Source organism: Thalassovita autumnalis, assembly GCF_001458255.1.
In the GTDB taxonomy this organism is placed as follows: Bacteria; Pseudomonadota; Alphaproteobacteria; order Rhodobacterales; family Rhodobacteraceae; genus Thalassobius; species Thalassobius autumnalis.
Genome location: NZ_CYSB01000005.1, coordinates 65,374 through 89,582, shown reverse-complemented (window position 1 = coordinate 89,582; position 24,209 = coordinate 65,374). Strand labels below are relative to the sequence as shown.

22 protein-coding genes are annotated in these 24,209 nt (G+C 60.9%); 13 read left to right on the top strand and 9 right to left on the bottom strand.

What is annotated here, in order from left to right:
• Positions 1-60 precede the first annotated feature (60 nt).
• The gene (locus TL5118_RS01430) at positions 61-2,826 is read left to right on the top strand and encodes a [protein-PII] uridylyltransferase (protein WP_058243340.1); all 2,766 of its coding nucleotides are present in this window, start codon (positions 61-63) and stop codon (positions 2,824-2,826) included.
• On the top strand, positions 2,823-4,367 hold the full coding sequence (gene murJ / locus TL5118_RS01425; RefSeq protein WP_058243341.1) for a murein biosynthesis integral membrane protein MurJ: 1,545 nt from the start codon (positions 2,823-2,825) through the stop codon (positions 4,365-4,367). The genes TL5118_RS01430 and murJ overlap by 4 nt, the downstream gene beginning before the upstream one ends.
• A 66-nt stretch (positions 4,368-4,433) precedes the next feature.
• Here murJ and TL5118_RS01420 read toward each other — a convergent pair whose 3' ends face one another.
• The gene (locus tag TL5118_RS01420) at positions 4,434-5,129 is read right to left on the bottom strand and encodes a rhomboid family intramembrane serine protease (protein ID WP_058243342.1); all 696 of its coding nucleotides are present in this window, start codon (positions 5,127-5,129) and stop codon (positions 4,434-4,436) included.
• A gap of 85 nt (positions 5,130-5,214) precedes the next feature.
• On the opposite strand from TL5118_RS01420, the gene trpS reads away from it, so the two are divergent.
• Both trpS and TL5118_RS01410 read left to right on the top strand, forming a co-directional pair.
• Entirely contained in the window at positions 5,215-6,258 is a 1,044-nt protein-coding gene (gene trpS / locus TL5118_RS01415) for a tryptophan--tRNA ligase (protein ID WP_058243343.1), read from the top strand.
• A gap of 167 nt (positions 6,259-6,425) precedes the next feature.
• A complete protein-coding gene (locus tag TL5118_RS01410; RefSeq protein WP_058243344.1) occupies positions 6,426-7,289 on the top strand; it encodes a branched-chain amino acid aminotransferase in 864 nt (287 codons plus the stop codon).
• Positions 7,290-7,384: 95 nt separating this feature from the next.
• Here the strand turns inward: TL5118_RS01410 and TL5118_RS01405 are convergent, their stop codons facing one another.
• A complete protein-coding gene (locus tag TL5118_RS01405; protein WP_058243345.1) occupies positions 7,385-7,831 on the bottom strand; it encodes a low molecular weight protein-tyrosine-phosphatase in 447 nt (148 codons plus the stop codon).
• A gap of 62 nt (positions 7,832-7,893) precedes the next feature.
• On the opposite strand from TL5118_RS01405, the gene TL5118_RS01400 reads away from it, so the two are divergent.
• The gene (locus tag TL5118_RS01400; protein ID WP_058243346.1) at positions 7,894-8,592 is read left to right on the top strand and encodes an NAD-dependent deacylase; all 699 of its coding nucleotides are present in this window, start codon (positions 7,894-7,896) and stop codon (positions 8,590-8,592) included.
• 45 nt (positions 8,593-8,637) lie between these two features.
• Here the strand turns inward: TL5118_RS01400 and TL5118_RS01395 are convergent, their stop codons facing one another.
• From TL5118_RS01395 to meaB, 5 genes are all read right to left on the bottom strand, one after another.
• Positions 8,638-9,108 (bottom strand): copper chaperone PCu(A)C, encoded by a 471-nt coding sequence (locus TL5118_RS01395; RefSeq protein ID WP_058243347.1) that lies wholly within the window; start codon positions 9,106-9,108, stop codon positions 8,638-8,640.
• Between the two features lie 57 nt (positions 9,109-9,165).
• The gene (locus TL5118_RS01390; protein WP_058243348.1) at positions 9,166-9,513 is read right to left on the bottom strand and encodes a hypothetical protein; all 348 of its coding nucleotides are present in this window, start codon (positions 9,511-9,513) and stop codon (positions 9,166-9,168) included.
• A gap of 105 nt (positions 9,514-9,618) precedes the next feature.
• Positions 9,619-9,906 (bottom strand): 50S ribosomal protein L28, encoded by a 288-nt coding sequence (rpmB, locus tag TL5118_RS01385; protein ID WP_058243349.1) that lies wholly within the window; start codon positions 9,904-9,906, stop codon positions 9,619-9,621.
• Positions 9,907-10,000: 94 nt separating this feature from the next.
• Positions 10,001-11,908 carry an ABC transporter ATP-binding protein gene (locus tag TL5118_RS01380; RefSeq protein WP_082626258.1) on the bottom strand — a complete coding sequence of 636 codons (1,908 nt, stop codon included), beginning with the start codon at positions 11,906-11,908 and terminating at the stop codon, positions 10,001-10,003.
• A 277-nt stretch (positions 11,909-12,185) separates the two neighbouring features.
• Positions 12,186-13,166: a methylmalonyl Co-A mutase-associated GTPase MeaB gene (gene meaB / locus TL5118_RS01375; RefSeq protein ID WP_058243350.1), complete on the bottom strand. Its 981-nt coding sequence runs from the start codon at positions 13,164-13,166 to the stop codon at positions 12,186-12,188.
• 117 nt (positions 13,167-13,283) lie between these two features.
• On the opposite strand from meaB, the gene hrpB reads away from it, so the two are divergent.
• From hrpB to TL5118_RS01360, 3 genes are all read left to right on the top strand, one after another.
• Entirely contained in the window at positions 13,284-15,740 is a 2,457-nt protein-coding gene (gene hrpB, locus TL5118_RS01370; RefSeq protein WP_106404161.1) for an ATP-dependent helicase HrpB, read from the top strand.
• A gap of 90 nt (positions 15,741-15,830) precedes the next feature.
• On the top strand, positions 15,831-16,289 hold the full coding sequence (locus TL5118_RS01365; protein ID WP_058243352.1) for an NUDIX hydrolase: 459 nt from the start codon (positions 15,831-15,833) through the stop codon (positions 16,287-16,289).
• 86 nt (positions 16,290-16,375) lie between these two features.
• Positions 16,376-17,854: an inorganic phosphate transporter gene (locus TL5118_RS01360; RefSeq protein ID WP_058243353.1), complete on the top strand. Its 1,479-nt coding sequence runs from the start codon at positions 16,376-16,378 to the stop codon at positions 17,852-17,854.
• A gap of 152 nt (positions 17,855-18,006) precedes the next feature.
• On the opposite strand, the gene TL5118_RS01355 is transcribed toward TL5118_RS01360, so the two are convergent.
• Positions 18,007-18,588, bottom strand: coding sequence for a GcrA family cell cycle regulator (locus TL5118_RS01355; RefSeq protein WP_058243354.1), 582 nt, complete (start codon positions 18,586-18,588; stop codon positions 18,007-18,009).
• 176 nt (positions 18,589-18,764) lie between these two features.
• Here TL5118_RS01355 and TL5118_RS01350 point away from each other — a divergent pair, with 176 nt between their 5' ends.
• A complete protein-coding gene (locus tag TL5118_RS01350) occupies positions 18,765-19,601 on the top strand; it encodes an ABC transporter permease (RefSeq protein ID WP_058243444.1) in 837 nt (278 codons plus the stop codon).
• Between the two features lie 9 nt (positions 19,602-19,610).
• Here TL5118_RS01350 and TL5118_RS01345 read toward each other — a convergent pair whose 3' ends face one another.
• Complete coding sequence (locus TL5118_RS01345; protein WP_058243355.1) at positions 19,611-20,534, bottom strand: DMT family transporter; 924 nt, start codon at positions 20,532-20,534, stop codon at positions 19,611-19,613.
• Between the two features lie 343 nt (positions 20,535-20,877).
• Here TL5118_RS01345 and TL5118_RS01340 point away from each other — a divergent pair, with 343 nt between their 5' ends.
• The 4 genes from TL5118_RS01340 (at position 20,878) to TL5118_RS01325 (ending at position 24,178) form a co-directional block, all read left to right on the top strand.
• Positions 20,878-22,047 (top strand): aspartate aminotransferase family protein, encoded by a 1,170-nt coding sequence (locus TL5118_RS01340; RefSeq protein ID WP_058243356.1) that lies wholly within the window; start codon positions 20,878-20,880, stop codon positions 22,045-22,047.
• Positions 22,048-22,133: 86 nt separating this feature from the next.
• Entirely contained in the window at positions 22,134-23,060 is a 927-nt protein-coding gene (gene argF, locus TL5118_RS01335; protein WP_058243357.1) for an ornithine carbamoyltransferase, read from the top strand.
• A gap of 213 nt (positions 23,061-23,273) precedes the next feature.
• Positions 23,274-23,732, top strand: a complete 459-nt coding sequence (locus TL5118_RS01330; protein ID WP_082626259.1) for a transglycosylase SLT domain-containing protein — start codon at positions 23,274-23,276, stop codon at positions 23,730-23,732.
• 86 nt (positions 23,733-23,818) lie between these two features.
• On the top strand, positions 23,819-24,178 hold the full coding sequence (locus TL5118_RS01325; RefSeq protein ID WP_058243358.1) for a hypothetical protein: 360 nt from the start codon (positions 23,819-23,821) through the stop codon (positions 24,176-24,178).
• The last annotated feature ends 31 nt before the right edge of the window (positions 24,179-24,209 follow it).

Sequence of the window (24,209 nt, the reverse complement as noted above, 5' to 3'; positions counted from 1 at the left end):
CGCAGCCACGCAGGCCCCACCTGACCCGATAGAAGACGCCCCAAAGACAAAGGCCCACAGATGCTGAACCTCCCTAAAGCGCCGGACAAACTGATTTGCCCGGCAGGCGACATCTTTGATGCCCAGGCCGTTGGCGCCGAAATCGCTGAGGCGGCGCAAACCGCACCGGATGCGGCCCAGTTGCGCAGCGCGGTGGTGCCGATCCTTCTGAAGGCGCGCAAGGCCGGGATGGCCGCCATTGCCGAAGCTTTTGCTGCCGATCCCTTTAAGGCGCGCCCCACCACACGGGCCTACACCTGGCTGACCGATTGTCTGGTGGTGACCGCCAAACATGTGGCCACCCAGCATATGCATCCGAACCCGGATGCCGGTGAAGAGGACCGGTTGAGCCTGCTGGCCGTAGGCGGCTACGGGCGTGGTGAAATGGCACCGCAGTCTGACGTCGACCTGTTGTTCCTAACCCCGAAACAGATCACCCCCTGGGCCGAGAAGGTGATCGAATCGATGCTCTATATCCTGTGGGACCTGCGGCTGAAGGTCGGCCATGCCTCGCGCACGGTGCGCGATTGCCTGAAGCTGGGGCGCGAAGATTTCACCATCCGCACCGCATTGATGGAACATCGCTATCTGACCGGGGACGCGGAACTGCCGACGGAACTGGCGAAACGGCTGACCTCGGAGCTGTTCAAAGGCACTGCGGCGGAATTTATTGAGGCCAAGCTGGAAGAGCGTGACGCACGTCATGAACGCCAGGGAGGGCAGCGCTATGTGGTGGAGCCAAACGTCAAAGAGGGCAAAGGTTGCCTGCGTGACCTGCAATCGCTGTTCTGGATCGCCAAATACGTCCACAACGTCCGCAACGTGAAAGAGCTGGTGAAGCTCAATGTCTTCAGTGAGGACGAGTTTCAGCTGTTCAAACGGGCTGAGGATTTCCTCTGGGCGGTGCGTTGTCATCTGCATCTGATCACCAACCGGCCCTCGGATCAGCTGACCTTTGACCTACAGGTCGAGGTTGCGGCCCGGATGGGCTATGAGGACAAGGAGGGCCGCCGCGCGGTGGAACATTTCATGCAGGAATATTTCCGCAATGCCACCGCCACCGGCGATCTGACCCGCATCTTCCTGACCAAACTGGAAGCGATGCACGTCAAGAATGAGCCGCTGTTGCAACGGATCTTCCGCCGCAATCCGCGTGTCAAAAAAGGCTACAAGGTGGTCCACAACCGTCTGGCGGTGGACAATGAGAAGGCCTTCCTCTCTGACAAGCTGAACCTGCTGCGCCTGTTCGAAGAAGCGCTGCGCACCGGCATGTTGATCCATCCGGATGCGATGCGCCTGGTCTCTGCCAACCTTGATCTGATCGACGATGAGATGCGCAACGACAAAGAGGCGCGGCGGCAATTTCTGGATCTGATGCTGAAACACGGCAACCCCGAACGCGCCCTGCGCCGGATGAATGAACTGGGGGTTCTGTCGACCTTTATCCCCGAGTTTGAGCCGATCGTGGCGATGATGCAGTTCAACATGTACCACCACTACACAGTGGATGAGCACACGATCCAATGTATCCGCAACCTCAGCGAAATCGAACATGGCGATCTGGTGGAAAGCCTGCCGTTGGTTTCTGGCATCCTGAAAGAAGGGGTGAACCGCAAGGTGATCTATGTGGCGCTGCTGCTGCACGACATCGGCAAAGGCCGTGATGAAGATCACTCAATCCTTGGCGCCAAGATCGCGCGCAAGGTGGCGCCGCGTCTGGGCCTGTCCAAGTCTGAGGTTGAAACGGTGGAATGGCTGGTGCGCTATCACCTGTTGATGTCGGACATGGCGCAGAAACGCGATATCTCTGATCCGCGTACGGTGCGTGCCTTTGCCAAGGCGGTGAAAACCCGCAAGCGGTTGGATCTGCTGACCGTGCTGACGGTCTGTGACATTCGTGGCGTGGGCCCTGACACCTGGAACAACTGGAAGGCCGTGCTGATCCGCCAGTTGCACCGCGATACCGCGCAGGCGCTGGAACACGGGCTGGAAGAGGTCAATCGCGAAAACCGCGGCGCCGAAGCACGCAAGCTGCTGCGCGAACGGCTGTCAGATTGGGACAGCGCCCCGTTGCGGACGGAAACCGGCCGCCATTACCCGCCTTATTGGCAAGGTCTCGACACCAACACCCATGCGGTGTTTGCCACCTTGCTGCGCGACATCCCTGATGATGAGGTGCGCATCGACCTGCACCCGGATCTGGACCGCGATGCGACCCGCGCCTGTTTTGCCATGATCGACCACCCCGGCATCTTTTCACGCCTCAGCGGCGCGCTGGCGCTGGTCGGGGCCAATGTGGTGGACGCGCGCACCTATACCTCCAAGGATGGCTATGCCACCGCGGTTTTCTGGGTGCAGGACGCTGATGGCCACCCCTATGAGGAAGAGCGCCTGCCGCGGCTGACCCAGATGATCAAAAAGATCCTGCTGGGTGAGGTGAAAGCCACCGAAGCGATGAAATCGCGCGACAAAATCAAGAAACGCGAACGTGCCTTCCGCGTACCGACCTCGATCACCTTTGATAACGAGGGATCGGATATCTACACCATCATCGAGGTGGACACCCGCGACCGGCCCGGTCTGTTGTTTGATCTGACCCGAACGCTGGCCAACAACAACGTCTATATCGCCTCAGCCGTGATCGCGACCTATGGCGAACAGGTGGTCGACAGTTTCTACGTCAAAGACATGTTCGGGCTGAAATTCCACTCCGCCCCGCGCCAGAAACAGCTGGAAAAGAAGCTGCGCGAAGCCATCACCAAAGGCGCGGAAAGGGCCAATTCATGAAGTCGATCCGCCTGATTTCCGGCTTCCTGACGGTTGGGGCCTGGACCTTGCTGAGCCGGGTTCTGGGATTTGTTCGCGATGCGATGATCCTGGCCTATCTGGGCACCGGCCCGGCCTATGAGGCCTTTGTGGTGGCGTTCCGCCTGCCCAATATGTTCCGCCGCTTCTTTGCCGAAGGCGCGTTCAACATGGCTTTCATTCCGCAATATTCCAAACGGCTAGAAGGCGATGAAGATCCCAGCGGTTTTGCCAGTCAGGCCATCAGTGGTCTGGCCACCGTGCTGATCGTTCTGACCCTTCTGGCGCAGCTGTCGATGCCCTGGCTGATCTACGGTCTGGCCTCGGGCTTTGCCGGGCAGGAACAGTTTGACCTCTCCGTCGCTTTTGGGCGGATCGCCTTTCCTTACATCCTGTTTATCTCCCTCGCGGCGCTGCTGTCTGGCGTATTGAACGCCCATGGCCGGTTTGCGGCCGCGGCGGCGGCGCCGGTCCTGCTGAACATCCTGATGGTGGGCGCCATGCTGGGTGCGGTTCTGGTCGGGGGCGATGTTGCGCAAAGCTTGATCTGGATGGTGCCCTTTGCCGGGATCGCGCAGATGGCGCTGGTCTGGATTGCGGCGCAACGTGCTGGCATCAGCATCCGGTTGCAGCCGCCCCGGTTCAGCCCCGAGATGAAGCAACTGGTGATCGTGGCCGTGCCCGCCGCCCTTGCGGGTGGTGTGGTGCAGGTGAACCTCTTGGTCGGCCAGCAGGTCGCCAGCTATTTCGACCGTGCCGTAGGCTGGCTCTATGCAGCGGACCGGCTGTACCAGCTGCCCCTTGGTGTGGTGGGCATCGCCATCGGTGTGGTGCTGTTGCCGGACCTGTCACGCCGGCTGAAGGCCGGGGATCACGACGGATCGCGCAACGCGCTGAGCCGGGCGGCAGAAATCTCATTGGCGCTAACCATCCCGGCGGCTGTGGCTCTGGTGGTTGTTCCGCTGCCGCTGGTTTCGGTCCTGTTTGAACGGGGCGCGATGACCTCAGACGACAGCGCGGCCATTGCGGTGGCGGTTGCGATCTATGGCCTTGGTCTGCCGGCCTTTGTGCTGCAGAAAATCCTGCAGCCGCTGTTCTTTGCCCGCGAAGATACCAAAACCCCGTTCCGCTATGCCCTTGGGGCCATGATTGTGAACGCGGTGATTGCCGTTGGCCTTGCACCGTTTATTGGCTGGATCGCCTCGGCAATTGCGACCACGCTGGCAGGCTGGGCGATGGTGGCCATGCTCGGCATTGGCGCGCGCGGATTTGGCGATGTGGCCCGCTTTGATCGCCGGTTTCACAGTCGGATCTGGCGCATCGTCGCCGCTTCGCTTGCGATGGGGGCAGTGCTGTGGATGGCCAATGTGGCGCTGACACCGTTTCTGGGCATGGCGGGCCTGCGCTATGGCGCTTTGGCCGTGCTGGTTCTGATCGGGATGGCCAGCTACTTCGGCATTGGACAGCTGATCGGTGCCTTCCGTCTGGCCGAGTTCAAAGGCGCGATGCGTCGGGGCGGCTGAAAACCAGGCTGAAAACGGGGCGGCGAAGGCTGCCCCGATCTATTCACCACCCAAACGATACCAAAATCAGCGGGTGCGCAGGCGATCCCGCAGACGGCGCAGACCGCCAGGGATCAGGAACACCGCCAGTACCAACCCGGTGACAAAGCCCGCCACATCAGCCAGCCAGTCCGGCGTGCCGCCAAACAGCGCACCAAAGAGCAGCTGAATACCCAGCAGGAAACCGATCAGCGAAAACGCCCGGATCTGCTGTTCGCCCAGCATACCAAGGCGCAGCCACAGCAGGTAGGTATAGGCCCCGATCATCGCATAGGCACCGGGATAGGCCCCGATCAGAGGGGTATCCACATCCAGAACCAGCCCGTAGATCAGCGCCCCGTTGGCCGCCCCCATCACAAAGAACAACAGCAGGGCAAACTGGTTATAAACCTCGCCCGCCATCTTGCCGAGCGCCAGAAGGATCACACAGCCAAACAGCGCATGCACAAAGCTGAGATGCACAAACCCGTAGGTGACAAAGCGCACCATATGTTCAAACGGATACTGCCCGGTGGCCCGCATCCATTCAAAGATCTCATCCGAAAAGGCGTATTTCTGCAGCGCCGCCAACCGCCAGCCCACCGCCTCGGGCCCGCCAAGGATGCCGCGCGCACCGAGATTGAACAGAACCTCAATCCCCAGAATGAACAGGAACAGCGCCACGATCACCGGCGGCAGCGGGTTCACCGGGTTGTTGTCTGCTTGCATGTTTTCGTCGTTCATTCCCTGCTCCTCAGATGCCCGCCTTGACGGGGGTATGGGGCATGGGTAAGCCACCAGAACAGATAAATCCAGACGGAGAACCACCATGTCGGATGCGGTCCAAACGCAATCCACCCCGAACGCCGGGTTTACCCCCCGGGTGTTTTCGGGCATCCAGCCCTCTGGCGGGCTGACCCTTGGCAACTACCTTGGCGCGATCAAACGTTTCGTCGAGAAGCAGGCAGAGCCGATTGAGCAGGTCTACTGTGTTGTGGACATGCACGCCATCACCGTCTGGCAAGACCCTGAGGCCCTGCGGCGCCAGACCCGCGAATTGACCGCCGGTTATCTGGCCGCCGGGATCGATCCGACCCGCTCGATCCTGTTCAACCAAAGTCAGGTGAAAGAACACGCCGAACTGGGCTGGATCTTCAACTGCGTCGCCCGCATGGGCTGGATGCAGCGCATGACCCAATGGAAGGACAAGGCGGGCAAGAACACCCAGAACGCCTCGCTCGGACTCTTGGCCTACCCCTCGCTGATGGCGGCAGACATTCTGGTTTACCACGCTACCGAAGTGCCGGTGGGTGAGGATCAGAAACAGCACGTGGAGCTGACCCGCGACATCGCGACCAAGTTCAACCACGACTACGGTGTAGATTTCTTCCCGATCCCCGAACCCCGGATCGAAGGCGCGGCCACCCGCGTCATGTCGCTGCGCGATGGCTCCAAGAAGATGTCGAAGTCGGACCCGTCGGATGCCAGCCGCATCAACATGACCGATGACGCCGACACGATCGCCAAGAAGATCCGCAAGGCCAAGACCGATCCCGAGGCGCTGCCCTCTGAGGCCAAAGGCCTGGAAGACCGCCCCGAGGCCCGCAACCTGGTGAACATCTACGCCGGTCTGGCCGAAATGTCGGTCGATCAGGTGCTGGCCGAAGCCGGTGGCAAGCAGTTCTCGGAGTTCAAACCGATGCTGTCGGAACTTGCGGTGGCCAAACTGTCGCCGATCTCAAATGAAATGTCCCGCCTGATGCAGGACCCGGCTGAGATCGACCGCATCCTGGGCCAAGGTGCTGATCGCGCCCGCGAAATCGCCGCGCCGATCCTGACCAAAACCAAAGAGATTGTCGGGATGGTTGGCTAAGATCCCGATGCCAGACAGGAAAAGGGCCCCTCGCTGGGGCCCTTTTTTGTTTGGGGGCGACTGTGCCGCAGAAGACGATCCGCTACCGTAGATGCCCCCACTGGACGGCCCGGCGGATCCCCCCTAGGTTGCCCCCACGCAAAGATCACGATCACGGGGTTCAAACCATGGCGCTCAGCAACACCATCCGCACCTATTACAAAGGCACCTGGCATCAGGGCGATCTGCCGGTGATGAACGCCGCCGATCACGGCGCCTGGCTGGGCTCTACCGTGTTTGACGGGGCGCGGTTTGTGAACGGGCTGACCCCAGACCTCGACAAACACTGTGCCCGCACCAACCGGTCCGCCAAGGCGCTGATGCTGAACCCCACCGTTTCACCCGAGGAGATGGAGCAGATCGTTCTGGAGGGGCTGCGCGGCTTTGATCCCGGCGCGGCGGTCTATATCCGGCCGATGTATTGGGGCATTCACGGTGATGCCACCGGCATTGTCCCGGTGCAGGAGGAAACCGGTTTCTGCATCTCGCTCGAAGAGATTCCGATGGCCCCGGAAGGCGCCTCCACCACGCTGACCCGCACCCGGTTCCGCCGCCCGGTGCTGGAGGATGCGGTGGTCGATGCCAAAGCTGGCTGCCTCTACCCCAACAACGCCCGCATGATCGCTGAGGCGAAATCCAAAGGTTTCGGCAACGCACTGGTGGCGGATGCCATGGGCAATGTGGCTGAAACCGGCTCGGCCAATATCTTCATGGTCAAAGATGGGGAGGTCTTCACCCCGATCCCCAATGGCACCTTCCTGGCGGGGATCACCCGCGCGCGCCACATTGCGAACCTGCGCGCTGACGGAGTGACCGTGCATGAAACCGTGCTGAGCTTTGAGGATTTCCACGGCGCGGATGAGGTCTTCATGTCCGGCAATATGAACAAGGTCACCCCTGTCACCGCCTTTGACGACACCAAGTATCAGATCGGTCCTATGACCAAACGGGTGAAAGAGCTCTACTGGGACTGGGCCGCCAGCACGCGCTAGGCTCGCGCTTTCACTGTTTCAAAAATACTCAAAATCCCGCCGTGCGTCCCCCGCGCGGCGGTGTCTTATTGGGGCTGCACTTATTGAGACAAGGCTTATTGGGGCTGCGGCAGCGTCGCCAGAAACCCGTCTGCCGCCGCTTCGATCAGCTCAACCACAGCATCAAACTCGCCAGTGTAGTAAGGATCCGGCACATCGCCGATGTCACGACCGGCGAAAGGCGCAAACCGTTTGACCGGGGTCAGATTGCCCGGCGGGCGCATCGCCTCCACATCGGCCTGATTGCGGCCATCCATCACCAGGATCATATCAAACCGCATAAAATCGGCCGGGTGAAACGGGCGCGAAACCTGCTCGGTGATGTTATAGCCTTTGCGCAGGGCTGCGTGCTGCATCGGCACATAAGGCGGATCCCCCGCATGCCAGTCCGAGGTGCCGGCAGAATCCACCAGCAGATGCGGCGCTTTCTGGCGCAGCACCCCTTCTGCCATTGGGGAACGGCAGATATTTCCAAGGCACACAAAGAGGATACGTCTGGTCATCACCTTCTCCTTCGGGGCAGAGTGTAGCGGTCCCCAATCCCACCGCAAGGAGACCCACCCCAATGAGTGCTGAAAAAATCGTTATCCTGACCGGGGCGGGTATTTCCGCCGAAAGCGGCCTTGGCACCTTTCGCGATGAAGACGGGCTCTGGGCGCAGCACCGAATTGAGGATGTGGCCACCCCGGAAGGCTTCGCCGCCAATCCGCAACTGGTACATGATTTCTACAACGCCCGGCGCGCCCAATCAGTTGCTGCCACCCCCAATGCCGCCCATCAGGCGCTGGCGCGGCTGGAGGCCGCGCACCCCGGTGAGGTGCTGGTGGTGACCCAGAATGTCGACGGGTTGCATGAGGCGGCCGGATCAAAGGCAGTGATGCATATGCACGGGGCGCTTTCAGGGGCGCTTTGCGCGGCCTGTGAGAACCGCTGGCCGGCCCCTATGGTCATGGCGCCCAGTGATCCCTGCCCCGTCTGTGCCAAGCCCACCACGCGCCCTGATATCGTCTGGTTTGGCGAAATGCCCTATGACATGGACCAGATCTGGGATCACTTGCGGGCGGCGGATCTGTTTGTGGCGATTGGCACCTCGGGCAATGTCTATCCGGCGGCAGCCTTTGTGCAGGACGCCGCACGATACGGCGCCCATACGGTTGAATTGAACCTGGAAGCCTCCGCCACTATCAGCGATTTTGCTGAGGCGAGGTTTGGCAAGGCCAGTGAGGTGGTGCCAGCCTGGGTGGCAGAGGTGCTTGGCACATAAAAACGGCCCCGAAGGGCCGTTGATCTGTTCAGCAGTGTGACGCCCTTAGTGGGACATCTTGTGATCGCCGTGGCCGCCTTTGCGCTTCAGGTCAACGGGTACGTCAACCACCACGTCACCGGCTTTTTCAAAGGTCAGCGTGACCTCGATCACCTTGCCCTGCTCAAAGCTTTCGGTCAGGCCCATCATCATCACATGGTGGCCGCCGCGCTCCAGCATCAGCATGTCACCCGCTGCGATCTCAAAGCCTTCGGGCACATGCATCATCTGCATCACGCCGTCGCTGATTTCTTTGTGGGTGTGCAGCTCGACCTTCTTGGCCACCGTTGCCTTGGCATCGATCAGCCGGTCATCCTGACCGGAGTGGTTCATGATCATCATGAAGGCCGCGCCGGTTTTCGCCATCGGGGTGGCGGCACGGGCGTAGGGGTCTTTGACCATGATGCCTTCGGCCAGGGCAGGCATAGCAACAAAAGCGGCAGCCGCCGCGGCGAGGAGGGTGGTTTTCAACGACATAATTCTGGTTCCTGTAGTCTGTCTGTCTTTGGGGCCCGATGGAGCGGGCGATAAGGATCAGGACAGAACCGGCGGACCACGCGCGCTGGCTGGTATGACCTCAGCGGCAATTGCCTTTTGGTCACGCTCGATTCGCAGTACAACACCCTGCCCCAGAGGACGCAAATTTGGGACAAAGCTGGGCTGAAGGAGCGCCACCAGACTGACCGAGCAGTCGGGGCAATAATGCGGAGGATCAACGGGCTGGCCGTCTTCGTCGTAGTAGACTGTAACGGTCTCATTGCCGATACAGAGCACCATTTCGCCCACAGGGTCCGACATGCCACGCGCCAGTGCCATGGTCTGTGTGGTCAGAACCATGCAAAGCGCGATCAACACCGCCAGATATGTGCGCAAAAGTGCCATAGGTTCCCTATAGGCCGATCTGATCGGAAGGGAAAGATGACAAAAGGAAACAGCCCCATCCCAAAGGGGATGAGGCTGCTTTATCCTTGAAGGATCCGGAAGAGATTAAGCGGAGGCCTGTGCCTTCGCGATCTGCTTCTTGATCTTCAGCGCGTTGGCCGACAGCTCAACGTCTTTGGCTTTTGCCAGGAACGCGTCCAGACCACCACGGTGGTCAACGGAGCGCAGAGCAGCCGCCGAAATGCGCAGTTTGAAGCCGCGGCCCAGGGCCTCGGACTGCAGGGTAACGTCGTTCAGGTTCGGCAGGAAACGACGTTTGGTTTTGTTGTTAGCATGGCTGACATTGTTGCCAGACATCGGGCCTTTTCCGGTCAGTTCGCAACGGCGCGACATGGGTCTATCCTCGTCTCTTCGCGGGGCGCTAGACGACCCCTTCAACATAAATGGGTGCCGCCAACAGCGGTGCCCAGAATTCCGTTCGGCGTCATTAGGCGGAATCAGTAGGGAGGTCAAGGGCCAGATCCGAAGCCGCAGCGGATTCCTTGCCGCTTTGACCGTCCTGATCCCCAACGTCCCCGATAAACCCACCAGACTGACGTGCCCAGAGCCCCGCATAGACGCCGCCCTTGGCCAACAGATCGTCATGGCTGCCATCCTCGATGATCCGGCCTTCGTCCATGACGACAATCCGGTCCATCTGCGCAATGGTCGACAGACGGTGGGCAATGGCGATCACCGTCTTGCCTTCCATCAGGCCAAAAAGCGTGTCCTGAATGGCGGCTTCCACCTCACTATCAAGGGCCGAGGTGGCCTCATCCAGCACGAGGATCGGCGCATCTTTTAGGATGACGCGGGCAATGGCGATCCGCTGCCGCTGTCCGCCGGACAGTTTCACACCCCGTTCGCCCACATGGGCATTGTAGCCCTTGCGGCCTTTGGGATCTTCCAGCGTGGCGATGAACTGATCTGCCTCCGCACGGGCTGCGGCGGCCATCATCTCGGCCTCGCTGGCGCTTTGGCGGCCATAAAGGATGTTGGCACGAATCGACCGGTGCAGCAGCGAATTGTCCTGACTGACCATACCGATCTGCTGCCGCAGCGAGGTTTGCTTCACCTCGCGAACATCCTGACCGTCGATCAGGATCTGGCCGTTCTCCGCATCACGGAACCGCAGCAACAGGTTCACGAGCGAAGATTTCCCTGCCCCGGAACGCCCCACCAACCCAACTTTCTGGCCCGGTGCGATGGACAGGTTCACATGGTCCAGTCCACCACGCCCTTTGCCGTAGTGGTGACTGACATCGCGAAACTCGATCGCCGCCTTTTCCACTGACAGCTTAGGCGCAACCTCCCGGTCGGTCACATCATGGGCGACCGCAACGGATTGCAGACCCTCACGGATCACACCGGCATGTTCGAACAGGCGCACCGTGACCCACATGATCCAGCCGGACATGCCGTTCAGACGAATGGTCAGCGCCGACGCTGCCGCCACCTCACCGACCGAGATCACACCGTTCGACCACAGCCAGACCGCCGGGCTCATCATGCCAAGGATCAAAACGCCATTGATGACGTTCAGACCAAAGCTCAGCTCAGTCATCAGGCGCAGGAACCGCTGGAAGCGCAGGCGCAACCGGCGCATGGCCGACAGGACATAGCGTTCTTCGGTGCCTTCATCGGCAAACAGCTTGATGGTTTCGATGTTGGAATAGGCATCCACCACCCGCGCTGTCACCATGGACCGTGCGCCCGACCATTTCTCCGAGGCGTGGGCGACGCGCACAGCAATGTAGCGCACGTAGAAAACGTAGATCACCACCCAGACCAGCAGCGGCACCGCCAAGAGCGGATGCACGCCCGACAGGATCAATGCAGCAGACACCACATAGGTCAAGGCATACCAGATGCCTTCAAAGGACATGTAAACGGCATCTTCCACTGCGCCGCCCATCTGCATCACCCGGTTCGACAGCCGGCCAGCAAAATCGTTCTGGAAGAAGCTGGTGGATTGCCCCAGCAGGTGTTTATGCGCGCGCCAGCGCACCTGTTCCTGCATGTTGCCCGCCAAGAGCTGTTCCAGGAACAGGTGGTTGATGGCAATAAACAGGGGCCGGATCATCAGGATGAACGCTGCCGCCAGCAGCAGCTCAGTACCGTGATTGTCAAACAGTTCAGCCGGAGTGTTGCCGCCCAAAAGGTCGATCAACCGGCCAGAATAAAAAATCAGCCCAGTTTCCACGAGCGCCACAAGGACGCCGGTGATGGCCATCGCCACTATCCATTTGCGGAACGGGCCGACTTGGGTTTTCAGATAGGCCCAAAGGGTTTTGGGCGGTGTGGCCTCATCAAAAGAGGCAAAAGGATCAACAAGGTTCTCAAAGAATCGGAACATGACGGGACCTACGGGTTAAATGGAAACCGCAAAACTGAAGATCAGCAAAGCGTTTCAGTGTCTGATTGTCAGAAAGTAACGGGCAAGGATGTATGCGAAGATACGGGGCGGTGGCTTAGGGTCACCGTCACGCAGGGAACGGCGACCTTAGGAAAAGGTGCGTGGAATTCCCTGATACATCTGATTGCCTCCGTCATTAGGTGAGACAGTGCTAGCGCAAGCAATTTGCGCTGTCACGTCTTTTCTAGGGTTTTCTGAGTATGCAATTGCACACCTTTCAGCTGTGCTTCAGCTGCTCCAGCATCCGCTGCGCCGCCACACTTGGGCTAACTGCACCGGTGGCCACGTCCAGCCCCAGCTGATCCATCGCGCCTTTTGCCGCCGCGGTCTGCAGCTGGGCCAGCAAGGCCTGCTTAACCTCTTCTTCGAACCAGAACCGGGCCTGCGCGGCGCGGCGGCCCTCAAAATGGCCATTCTCACGCCGCCAATCGGTCAGCGTGCGCATTTCCTCCCAGGCCTTAGTCAGCCCATCCTCCTCCAGCGCCGAAACCGTCATCGCCTTGGGGAAGTCTTGGGGATCCTGGGGCCGTTTGCGCAACAGCCTGAGGGCGCCGGAGTAATCCGCGCAAGTGCGCGTTGCAGTGGCTTTCAGATCGCCATCGGCCTTGTTCACAAGGATGATATCGGCCATCTCCATGATGCCGCGTTTCACCCCCTGCAACTCATCACCGCCTGCGGGCGCCAGCAGCAGGATGAACAGGTCCGACATTTCCGCCACAACGGTTTCCGATTGGCCAACGCCCACGGTCTCAATCAGGATGACGTCAAACCCCGCCCCCTCACAAAGCGCCACCGCCTCACGGGTACGCCGCGCCACGCCGCCCAGATGTGACTGGCTGGGCGAGGGGCGGATAAAGGCGTTGGGATTGCGGCTGAGCCGCTCCATCCGGGTTTTATCGCCAAGGATCGAGCCGCCAGAACGCGCCGAACTGGGGTCAACTGCCAGCACCGCCACCCTAAGGCCCTGTTCGGTCAAAAAGGTGCCAAAGCTTTCGATAAAGGTGGATTTCCCCACCCCCGGCGTGCCCGACAGACCGATGCGCACCGCCTGATGCGGGGCTTTGCGGCGGATCTCCTCCACCAGCGCAGCGGCCTGGGCACGATGATCTTCGCGGCTGCTTTCCACCAGGGTGATGGCGCGGGCCAAGGCCCGACGGTCCTGTGCCACAACCTTGTCGCTCAAGCCCTGAATATCCATACCGCCCCCTGCTGCGCCGCTTCCTTGCCGCGTTTTTGCCAAGGTGGCGCGTCCCTGTCCAGTGCTGGTGCCCGCCTGCGGCTTTACCCCGCGCCCGCCATGACGGATAAGCAGGGCATGTCCCAATTGACCCGACTGCCGATCCACGACGCCCTGCCCGATCTGATCTCTGCGCTGAAAACGCGGGGACGTGCGGTGTTGCAGGCGCCACCCGGTGCTGGGAAAACCACCGTGGTGCCGCTGGCCATGCTGGAAGCAGGCCTGACCGAAGGCCGCATCCTGATGTTGGAACCGCGCCGCCTGGCGGCCCGTGCGGCGGCAGAACGTATGGCACAGACCCTTGGTGAACCGCTGGGCCAGACCGTGGGCTACCGCATTCGCGGCGAAAGCAAACGCTCGGCCGCAACCCGGATTGAGGTGGTGACGGAGGGCATCCTGACCCGGATGATCCAATCCGATCCTGAGCTGACGGGCATCGGCGCGGTGATCTTTGATGAATTTCACGAACGCTCCCTCACCGCGGATCTGGGGTTAGCCTTGTGCCTGGAGATTGCCGAGGCGTTGCGCGACGACCTGATCCTGCTAGCCATGTCGGCCACATTGGACGCAGAACCGGTGGCGGGCATCATGGGGGACGTGCCGGTGGTGACCTCCGAAGGGCGGGCCTATCCGGTGGATCTGAAATGGCTCGACCGGCCGTTGCCGCCAAAACATCGCCTGCCCGAAGAGGTGGCCAAACTGGTCACCCATGCGGTTTCTGAAACTGAAGGCGGCGTGTTGGTCTTCCTGCCCGGGGAAGGTGAGATCCGCCGCACTGAGGCGCTGCTGAAGGACCGGCTGCCGTCGGAGTGTTCACTGCACATGCTGTTTGGTGCAATGGAGTTTGCCAAGCAACGCGCCGCAATTGAACCGGCCAAACAGGGCCGCAAGGTGGTGCTGGCGACCTCAATCGCGGAAACCTCACTGACCATTCAGGATGTGCGGGTGGTGGTGGACGCAGGCCGCGCCCGCCGCGCCCGGTTTGACCCCGGATCGGGCATGTCGCGGCTGGTGACGGAAAAGGTGACCAAGGCCGAGGCGACCCAACGCGCCGGGCGTGCAGGCCGTGTGGCTGAGGGCACCTGTTACCGGCTGTGGACCAAGGGGGAAGAAGGCGGGCTGCACCCCTTCCCCCCGGCGGAGATTGACACGGCCGACCTCGCGGGCCTCGCTTTGGAACTGGCGCTCTGGGGGGCGGGACCTGCTGATCTGGCCTTCCTGACGCCGCCCAATGCGGGCACCTATGCTGAGGCGCAGGCGTTGTTGCGGATGCTGGGCGCGCTGGATGAGGCAGGCCGGATCACTGAACATGGCCGCCGCATTGCCGCCCTGCCGCTGCATCCGCGACTGGCCCATATGCTGAGCGTCGCAGGCCCGGACGCCGCGCCTCTGGCGGCGCTCCTGGCCGATCGCGATCCCTTGGCGCGGTCCGCACCGGCGGATCTGGCGCTGCGCATTGCGGCGGTGCGCGATTTCCGCAGCTACAGTGAGCGCCATCCCCATACCGCCAATCGCGGCGCGGTGGAGCGGATCAAACAAGAGGCCAAGCGGCTGGCCCGTCAGGCTGGCAAAACCGATGGCGGGTATTCCGACGCGGAATTGGCCGCATTGGCCTACCCCGACCGCATTGGCTTGCGCCGCAAAGGCGATGCAGCGCGATTTGTGCTCTCGGGGGGCAAAGGCGCGGTGATGGAGGATCACGACCCGCTGGCCGGCAGCCGCTTGATCGTGGCCACTGATTTGGACGGCAACCCGCGAGAGGCCAAAATCCGGCAGGCGATCCAGATCTCTGAGGCCGAGGTGCGCAGCCTTTATACAGACCAGATCAGCTGGGTCGACAGCTGCGCCTGGTCGAAACGCGAACGCCGGGTGATTGCCCGGCGGCAGGAACGGTTCGGCACTGTAGCGCTGGATGACCGCATCTGGAAAGACGCCCCCGGTGAGGCCGTGGCCGAGGCGATGCTGGACGGGGTGCGTGATCTGGGGCTGCGCCCCTCGGACGCTGCGAAACGGTTCATTGCCCGTGTCATGCTGGTGCGGGACACATTGCCGGATCTGCCGGACATGTCCGAAGACGCGCTGATGGAGGGTATCGAGGATTGGCTGCTGCCGCATCTCGGCGGGGTGAAAACCGCCGATCAGTGGAAGAAGTTTGATATCCTCAATGCCCTGCGCGCCATGTTAGACTGGAACCAGATGCAGGCGCTCGACAAGGCAGCGCCGGCGCATTTCACCACCCCGCTGGGACGGCAGATTCCGATCGATTATTCCGGCGAGGTGCCCGAAATCAGCCTGCGCCTGCAGGAAATGTTCGGCCAGAAAACCCACCCGATGGTCGGCCGCACCCCCTTGCGGGTTACCCTGCTGTCACCTGCACAACGCCCGGTTCAGACCACCATGGATATCCCCGGGTTCTGGGCCAGTTCCTATGCGGATGTGCGCAAAGACATGCGCGGCCGCTACCCCAAACACCCCTGGCCCGAGGATCCCACCGAGGCCGATCCGACCCTCAGGGCGAAACGGCGCGGCAATTGACATCCAATTGATACATTCTGCAGGCACTTTTGCCTTTTGTCACAATTCCTATATAAGGCTCTGTCAAAACAAACGAGCAGCCGCAAATTGATGCAGAAGACCGTGCGTAAAGCCTGGACCGAGTTTATCCAACCGCTTCTTTATCGCCCGCCCCAGGTACAGGTGGCGGCGCTGCCGGTGCGCGGCAAAGGCAAAGACAAAGAGGTGCTGCTGATCACCTCACGCGGGACCGGGCGCTGGATCATCCCGAAGGGCTGGCCGATGACCGGCAAGACCGATGCCGAAGCGGCGGCACAGGAAGCCTGGGAAGAGGCGGGAATCAAAGCCCGCAAAGTCTCCCCCGCGCCGATTGGCAGCTACCGTTATGCTAAATCCGGCGCCGGCGGTATCGTCACACCGATGCAGGCGATGGTTTACCTCTTGAAGGTGGACACGCTGGCCAAGAAATACCCCGAAGTCTCTGAACGCAAACGCAAATGGTTCTCCCCCGAGGAGGCAGCGCAGCGGGTCGATGAAATGGGGCTGAAAGATCTGCTGTTGAAGCTGTAACAGTTTTTCAAAGTTTTTATGACAAAAACCTTGAGTTTAGAGCGCGTGCGCTCTAGGCCGCAGGCAAATTTTGCAAGGTGGATGTCATGGCCGACAAACCGACGGATAAAAACTGGAAGACGCTCGATAAGGATCTCGGGCGGATCAGCCAATTTGAAAACGCTGCAAGCTATGTCTCGCGCCCGATGGTCGCGCCGGGCATCGCGCTGATCTTTATCGTGCTGGCCGGTCTGGCAGCAGGGATCTTCTTTGGCGGTGCCTCAGGTTCAGCCATTGTGGTGGTTGCGGCCATCTTTGGCGCCTATATGGCGATTAACATCGGTGCCAACGATGTGGCCAACAACATGGGCCCTGCGGTGGGTGCAAATGCGCTGACCATGGGTGGTGCGATCCTGATCGCGGCCATCTTCGAAAGCGCCGGTGCGCTGCTGGCAGGTGGCGATGTGGTTTCAACCATCTCCAAAGGGATCATCGATCCAGCCGGAATCGCGGACAGCGGCATCTTTATCTGGGCGATGATGGCGGCGCTGGTGTCGTCGGCGCTTTGGGTCAACCTGGCAACCTGGGTTGGCGCGCCGGTTTCGACCACCCATTCGGTTGTTGGTGGTGTGATGGGCGCAGGGATCGCAGCGGCCGGCATGGCAGCCGTGAATTGGCCCACCATGGGCAAAATCGCCGCCAGCTGGGTCATCTCACCTGTCTTGGGCGGTGTCATTGCGGCGATGTTCCTGGCCTTCATCAAAGCCCGCATCGTCTATCAGGAAGACAAGCTCGCCGCCGCGCGCCGCTGGGTGCCGCTGCTGATTGCGATCATGGCTGCGGCCTTTGCCGCCTACCTGTCGCTGAAGGGTCTGAAAAAGATCATCAAGATCGACATCACCACCGCGCTGCTGATTGGCGTGGCTGTTGGTGCCGCCTCATACTTCATCTCAAAGCCGCTGATCGCCAAACAGTCAGAAGGGCTGGAGAACCGCAATAAATCGCTGAAAGTGCTGTTCTCGATGCCGCTGGTTTTCTCGGCGGCGATGCTGTCGTTTGCTCATGGCGCCAATGATGTGGCCAATGCTGTTGGCCCGCTGGCCGCCATTGTCCACGCAACCGAGTTTGGCGATTTCGCCGCCAAGGTTGCCATCCCCAGCTGGGTCATGGTGATCGGGGCCTTCGGGATCTCCTTCGGTCTGTTCCTATTCGGCCCCAAGCTGATCCGCATGGTCGGCAGCCAGATCACCAAGCTGAACCCGATGCGCGCCTACTGTGTGGCGCTGTCGGCAGCGATCACTGTGATTGTGGCCAGTTGGCTGGGCCTGCCGGTCAGCTCCACCCACATTGCGGTGGGCGGTGTCTTTGGTGTGGGCTTTTACCGCGAATGGCACACCGAGCGCCGTCGTCGCCAGAACCTGGCCACCAAAGCCATCAAACCGGTGACCGCCGAGGAGCGCCGTCGCCGCAAGCTGGTGCGCCGCTCGCACTTCATGACCATTGTCGCGGCTTGGGTCATCACCGTACCTGCAGCCGCTGCCATGTCGGCAGTGATCTTCACGCTGCTGCACGCAGTGGCCGGCTAACGACCGCCACAGCAACACGACAAGCGACAAGACAATCGGGCGGCCTGCGGGTCGCCCTTTTCCTTTGGCTGAATCACAGGGCGGCACAATCGACCAAAAGAAAACGCCCCACACCAGAGGTGCAGGGCGTTGTCCTGAAAACAGTCTGTCGCTTAACGGCGACGATCGCGGCGCGATGACATCGGCTGGAACGCCACGCCCACATGCGCTTCGCAATAGGGTTTGCCGGACTGCACCGGCAGACCGCAGAACCAGAAGTCATCGGTGGCCGGGTCGCCTACGGGCCATTTGCAGGTCCGTTCGGTCAGCTCCAGCAGGCTGAGCTTCTTCGATTTCTTTTCGACCTCATTCACCTTGGCCAGCGCTTCGGGGCTGATCTCATTGGCGGAGGGCTGCGGCGGCAGCGGCTGGCCGGCAGGAATGATCGCCTTGCGCGCTGGGCTGACCGCCGGGCGCGGTGCCGGGGCTGCAGCAGGCTCTGGTGCGGGGGCGGCGGCCTCTTTCACCTTGGGCTTTGCCGCCTCTTTCTTGGCGGCAGGCTTGGCCTTGGCTTCGGTCTTCGACGAATCGGTTGAGCCGCCACCACTGGAACGGTTGGACAGACCCAAACGATGCACCTTGCCGATGACCGCATTTCGGGTCACGCCGCCCAATTCTTTAGCGATCTGGCTTGCCGATTGGCCTTCGCCCCACATTTTCTTCAGAAGTTCGACGCGTTCGTCGGTCCAGGACATGCCGGTTTCCTTCGGTAAAAAGCGGCCCGTGGAATCGAGCCGCCCTGAAATTCTTGATCAGCCCCTATTCTAGCCAACAGGGGCTGAGTTACAAGGCGTCGAATCGGGCTGTGCAAAGGCGTGGCTGCGACAGCACATTGAGACAGGCCCAAGGGCCGTACAGAGGAATGCAGATCATGAGCCAGACCAGCGACAGCACAACCGTTGCCAACAGCAGCCTCGCCAATATGGGGGATCGCCGGTTTGGCCGGTTCAACTGGCTAGGCATGGTGACACTGGCCCGGCGTGAGATCCTGCGGTTTCTGGTGGTCTGGACGCAAACCCTGGTGGCGCCGCTGACCACAGCCGCGCTGTTCCTGATGATCTTCTCAGTTGCGATTGGTCAGACCCGTGGTGAGGTGATGGGCCTGCCGTTCACCCATTTCATTGCGCCCGGCATCCTGATGATGACCGTGATCCAGAACGCCTTTGCCAACACCTCCTCCTCAATCGTGATTTCGAAGGTGCAGGGCAATATCGTTGATACGCTGATGCCACCGCTGTCCCCGCTGGAGCTGGTGCTGGGCTATCTGGCAGGCGCCGTGGCGCGCGGGGTGATTGTGGCACTTTTGTTGAGCGTCGGGCTGGTGCTGTTCCTCGGCATCGTGCCAGCCCATCCGCTGCTGGCACTGGCCTTCGTCATTCTTGGCGCGGCGCTCTTGGGGTCAATCGGCATGGTGGCCGGGATCTATTCCAACAAGTTTGACCAGATGGCCGCGATCACCAATTTCATCGTGACGCCTTTGGCCTTCCTCTCGGGCACCTTCTATTCGGTGCAGGCCCTGCCGCCGGTGATTGCCGATATGACCCGTTTCAACCCGATCTTCTACCTGATCGACGGGGTGCGCTATGGCGTGCTTGGCGTGTCTGACAGCGCGCCGATGCTGGCGCTGACCGTTTCAGCGCTGGTGACATTGGCGATTTCCGCGCTGGCCTGGGCCCTGTTCCGCAGCGGCTACCGGTTGAAAAACTGACGCCGACGCTCAGGCTTTCTGGCGTGTGGCAAGCCCTGCCTCGCGCCAGGCCAGCAATGCGGCCCCGCTGACAATGATGCCTGCCCCCAGATAGGAAATCAGATCGGGCAGCTGGGCAAAGACCACCCAGTCATAAAGCGTGGCAAACACCAGCGTGGCATAGGCAAAGGGCGCAACAAAACTGGCCTCAGCCCGCGCCACCGCGTTGATGAAACAGGCCTGCGCCAGCGCCATGCAGATCCCAAGGCTGGCCAGCACCGCCCATTGCGCCAAACTGGGCCCCTGCCAGAAAGCAATGACCGCGATCGTTGCGATCACCACCCCAATGGCATTGTTGATCAAGAGGATCTGCAGCGGCGGCTCACGCCCAGCCAACTTCTTGATGAAGATCAGCTCAAACCCCATCGCCACCGCCGCCGCCAGCGCCACCAAAGCCGCCAGTTGAAAGCTTTCCGGCGTTGGGCGCAGCAGCACCATCGCCCCGATCAACGCAATGCCCGCTGCCGCCCAGCGCACCGGGCCCACCCGTTCCCCCAGAAAGGGGATCGCCAGCATCATGGCAAAGACCGGGTTCAGAAAGCTGATCGCAGTGGCATCGCTGTGCGGGATATAGGCCGCCGCCGCAAACATGCAGGTGGCCCCCAGCCAGCCGAAAAACGTCCGCCCCAGATGCAGCCCCCAGGCAGGGCGGCGGATCTTCAACCGCATCGCCGAGGCCACGCCAGCATAAAACAGAAAGGCAAAGACAAATCGCCCGTGGCTGACTTGCAGCGGGTGCAACGGATCGCCCAGCGCGTCGGTGCCCAGCGCCTTGGCCATCAAGGTGGTGCCCGCGATGAACGCCGTGGCCGACAGCATCAGCACAACGGCAAGACGCGGGTTTGCGGCAGGGGGCTTGGAAGCGTGTTCGGAGGGGGCAACAACATCGGACATGCCTCAGCTATCGGCCAGAGCTGCCTTTCCTACAAGCCCCAAACCGCCGCCAAAATGACTAGTGCGCCACGAAAACAGCGCAAATTGCCAAGCCTGACAAAAAACGCTTTGCATTTTGAAAATTCCTGCCTATGCAGACGACATGTTCAAACGACGCCATATCCTGACCAGCCGACGCCGACGCCGTAGCGCCTGACGTCCGCCCTGCTATGTGCGCCCCGTAGATTTACCGTGCACTGGCTGTTTGAACCGCTGCAATCGCAGCAAAACCACCCGAAATTGTTGACACCCCTGCCCCGTAATGCATCTTCGGGGCTTCCCAAGGAACAAGGATGATCCAATCATGATCGCTTCCGTTTTGCCGACCTATTCCCGTGCCCCTCTGACCTTTGTCAAAGGTGAAGGCTCCTGGCTGATTGAGGCAGATGGCCGACGTTTCCTGGATCTCGGCGCAGGCATTGCGGTGAACGCCCTGGGCCACGCCCATCCGGCCTTGGTTGAGGTGCTGAGCACCCAGGCCGAGACCCTCTGGCATGTCTCCAACCTCTATAACATCCCGCAACAACAGGCGCTGGCCGATCAACTGGTTGAACACAGCTTTGCCGATACGGTGTTTTTCACCAATTCCGGCACCGAAAGCTGTGAACTGGCGGTCAAAATGGCGCGGAAATACTGGTTTGAAAAAGGTCAGCCCGAAAAGGTTGAGATCCTGACCTTCGAAGGTTCCTTCCACGGCCGCTCCTCCGCCGGTATCGCCGCCGCCGGATCCGAAAAAATGACCAAAGGCTTCGGTCCCATCCTGGGTGGGTTCACTTCCCTGCCCTGGGGCGATCTGGACGCGGTGACCGCCGCCATCGGCCCGCAGACCGCAGCCATCATGGTGGAACCGGTACAGGGCGAAGGCGGCATTCGCCCAATGGCGGACGTCGATCTGAAGGCGCTGCGCCAAATCGCCGATGAAAACGACCTGCTGCTGATCCTTGATGAGGTACAATGTGGCGTCGGCCGGACCGGCAAGCTGTTTGCCCATGAATGGGCCGGCATCACCCCTGACATCATGATGGTCGCCAAAGGCATCGGCGGCGGCTTCCCGCTGGGCGCCGTGCTGGCCCGTGAAGAGGCTGCCAGCGGCATGACCGCGGGCACCCATGGCTCGACCTATGGCGGCAACCCGCTGGCCTGCGCCGTCGGGGGCAAGGTGATCGAGATCGTCTCGGATCCGGAGTTTCTGGACGCCGTGCGCGCCAAGTCCGGCCTCTTGCGGCAAAAGCTGGAAGGGCTGATCGCCGACAACCCCGAGGTCTTTGAAGAGGTGCGCGGCACCGGGCTGATGCTGGGCCTCAAATGCAAGGCAACCAATATGGATGTGGTCAACGCAGGCTACGCGCATGAGGTCATTACCGTGCCCGCCGCCGACAATGTGATCCGCCTGTTGCCGCCCCTCACCATCACCGAGGCCGAAATAGACGCCGCCATCACCCTTCTGGATGCCGCCGCCAAATCCCTCAGCTGAGTCACCGTTTCCAAAATACTCCGGGGGAGTCGCGCATCGCGCGGCGGGGGCAGCGCCCCCACCCCGCCCTCCAGAAAGCAAAACCTATGAACCATTTCCTCGATATTCACAAAACCGCGCCCGAAGATTTGCGGGCCATGATCGACAGTGCCCGCAGCATCAAAGAAGCGCGCAACGGCAAACCCAAAGGCACCCCGGATGCCGATCAGCCGCTGGCCGGTCACATGGTGGCGCTTATCTTTGAAAAGCCCTCCACCCGGACCCGTGTCAGCTTTGACGTGGGCGTGCGGCAGATGGGCGGGGAGACCATGGTGCTCTCCGGCGCGGATATGCAACTGGGACATGGCGAAACCATCGCTGATACCGCCCGGGTGCTCAGCCGCTATGTCGATCTGATCATGATCCGTACCTTCGAAGAGCAGACGCTCTTGGAAATGGCCGAATATGCCTCGGTTCCGGTGATCAACGGGCTGACCGACCGCACCCACCCCTGCCAGATCATGGCGGACGTGCTGACTTATGAGGAACACCGCGGCCCGATCAAAGGCAAAAAGGTGGTCTGGTGCGGCGATGGCAACAATGTCTTTGCCTCCTTCGCCCATGCGGCTGGCCAGTTTGGCTTTGACCTGACCTTTGCCGGCCCTGAGACGTTGGATCCCGAAATGGTCTTCGTCGAAGAGGCCCGCGCCAAAGGCTCCAAGGTTGAAATCATGCGCGATCCAATTGCCGCCGTGCAGGGCGCCGATCTGGTTGTCACCGACACCTGGGTCAGCATGCATGATCCGCAATCCGCCCGCGAACGCCGCCACAACCAGCTGCGCCCCTATCAGGTCAACGAGGAGCTGATGAGCCACGCCAAATCGGATGCGCTGTTCATGCACTGCCTGCCGGCGCACCGCGATGATGAGGCCACCAGCGCCGTGATGGACGGGCCGCATTCGGTGATCTTTGATGAGGCTGAAAACCGCCTGCACGCACAGAAGGCGGTGATGCGCTGGTGTCTGGGCAAGTAAGGCCCACACACCAAAACGCCTGGGTCCTGGCCATATAGGCAACAGGGGCTTTGCCCCTCTACTGCCCTCTATGAGGGCCGTATTCACCCCAGAGTATTTCGGGCAAGATGAAACGCCCTCGGCAGGAAATGGCCGGGGGTGTTTTGCTGTCTGGGACTGGCGGCGGGCCTTGGCTAAGCTGACCCCAGTTTGGCCGCGTTGGAGGGTCCTGTGATGCGTTATTCCCGTCGTTTCTTTGTCCTATCCGGGCTGATGCTCGCCGCTTGTGGCCGTCGCCGCGCACCGGCCCCGGTGGAACCACCGCTTTATCCCAATGAAACGCCTGAGATCCGGGCGCTGATCAATCAATACGCCGACCTCTATGAGGTGCCCCGCACCCTTGTTCACCGGGTGGTGCAACGCGAAAGCATGTATCGGCCTGGTGCTCGCAACGGGCCCTATTGGGGGATGATGCAGATCCTGCCCGCCACAGCCCGTTCCATGGGGTTCCGCGGCCAGCCCAGTGACCTGTTGGATGCAGAAACCAACCTGAAATACGCGGTGAAATATCTGCGGGGTGCCTGGCTGGTGTCTGACGGCGATGAGCCCACCGCGGTCATGTGGTACGCCCGCGGCTACTACTACGAGGCCAAGCGTCGTGGGATGCTTTATGAGACGGGCCTGCGCAGCTAGGAACGCTGCAGTCAAGCTGATTGACACTTAAGGAAGTCCTGATTACCAAAAAGCTACCTTAAATTGAATATCAATCAGGATTTCCAATGTTCAAGCGATTTAGCCTTATCACACCTGTCCTTCTGCTCGCGGCTTGTGGTGCGACGTCATCCAGCAACCCTGAAATGTTCTCCTTCTTTGCCAGCGAACGCGGCATCAAAGGCAGCTACAACTTGGCCACCTATAGCCAAGCGCATGTGCGCGCGCGGGTGGCGGGCCTCGCCTGCAAATCCGGCAAGCTGGCGTCGTACTCAGAAACAAACAAGGACGGAATCGTAAGCTTCGACAGCGCTTGCGTGGGCCCGCAGAGCTATGAGGAAAGCACTGCGTTCACCGTGAACGATGTGCAGAAAACCGGCCACATCACCACATCGATGGACGGCCAGCTGATCCAAAAGAAGCTTTGAGTTAACCCATTCCCAACCGCCGCGCCTGATC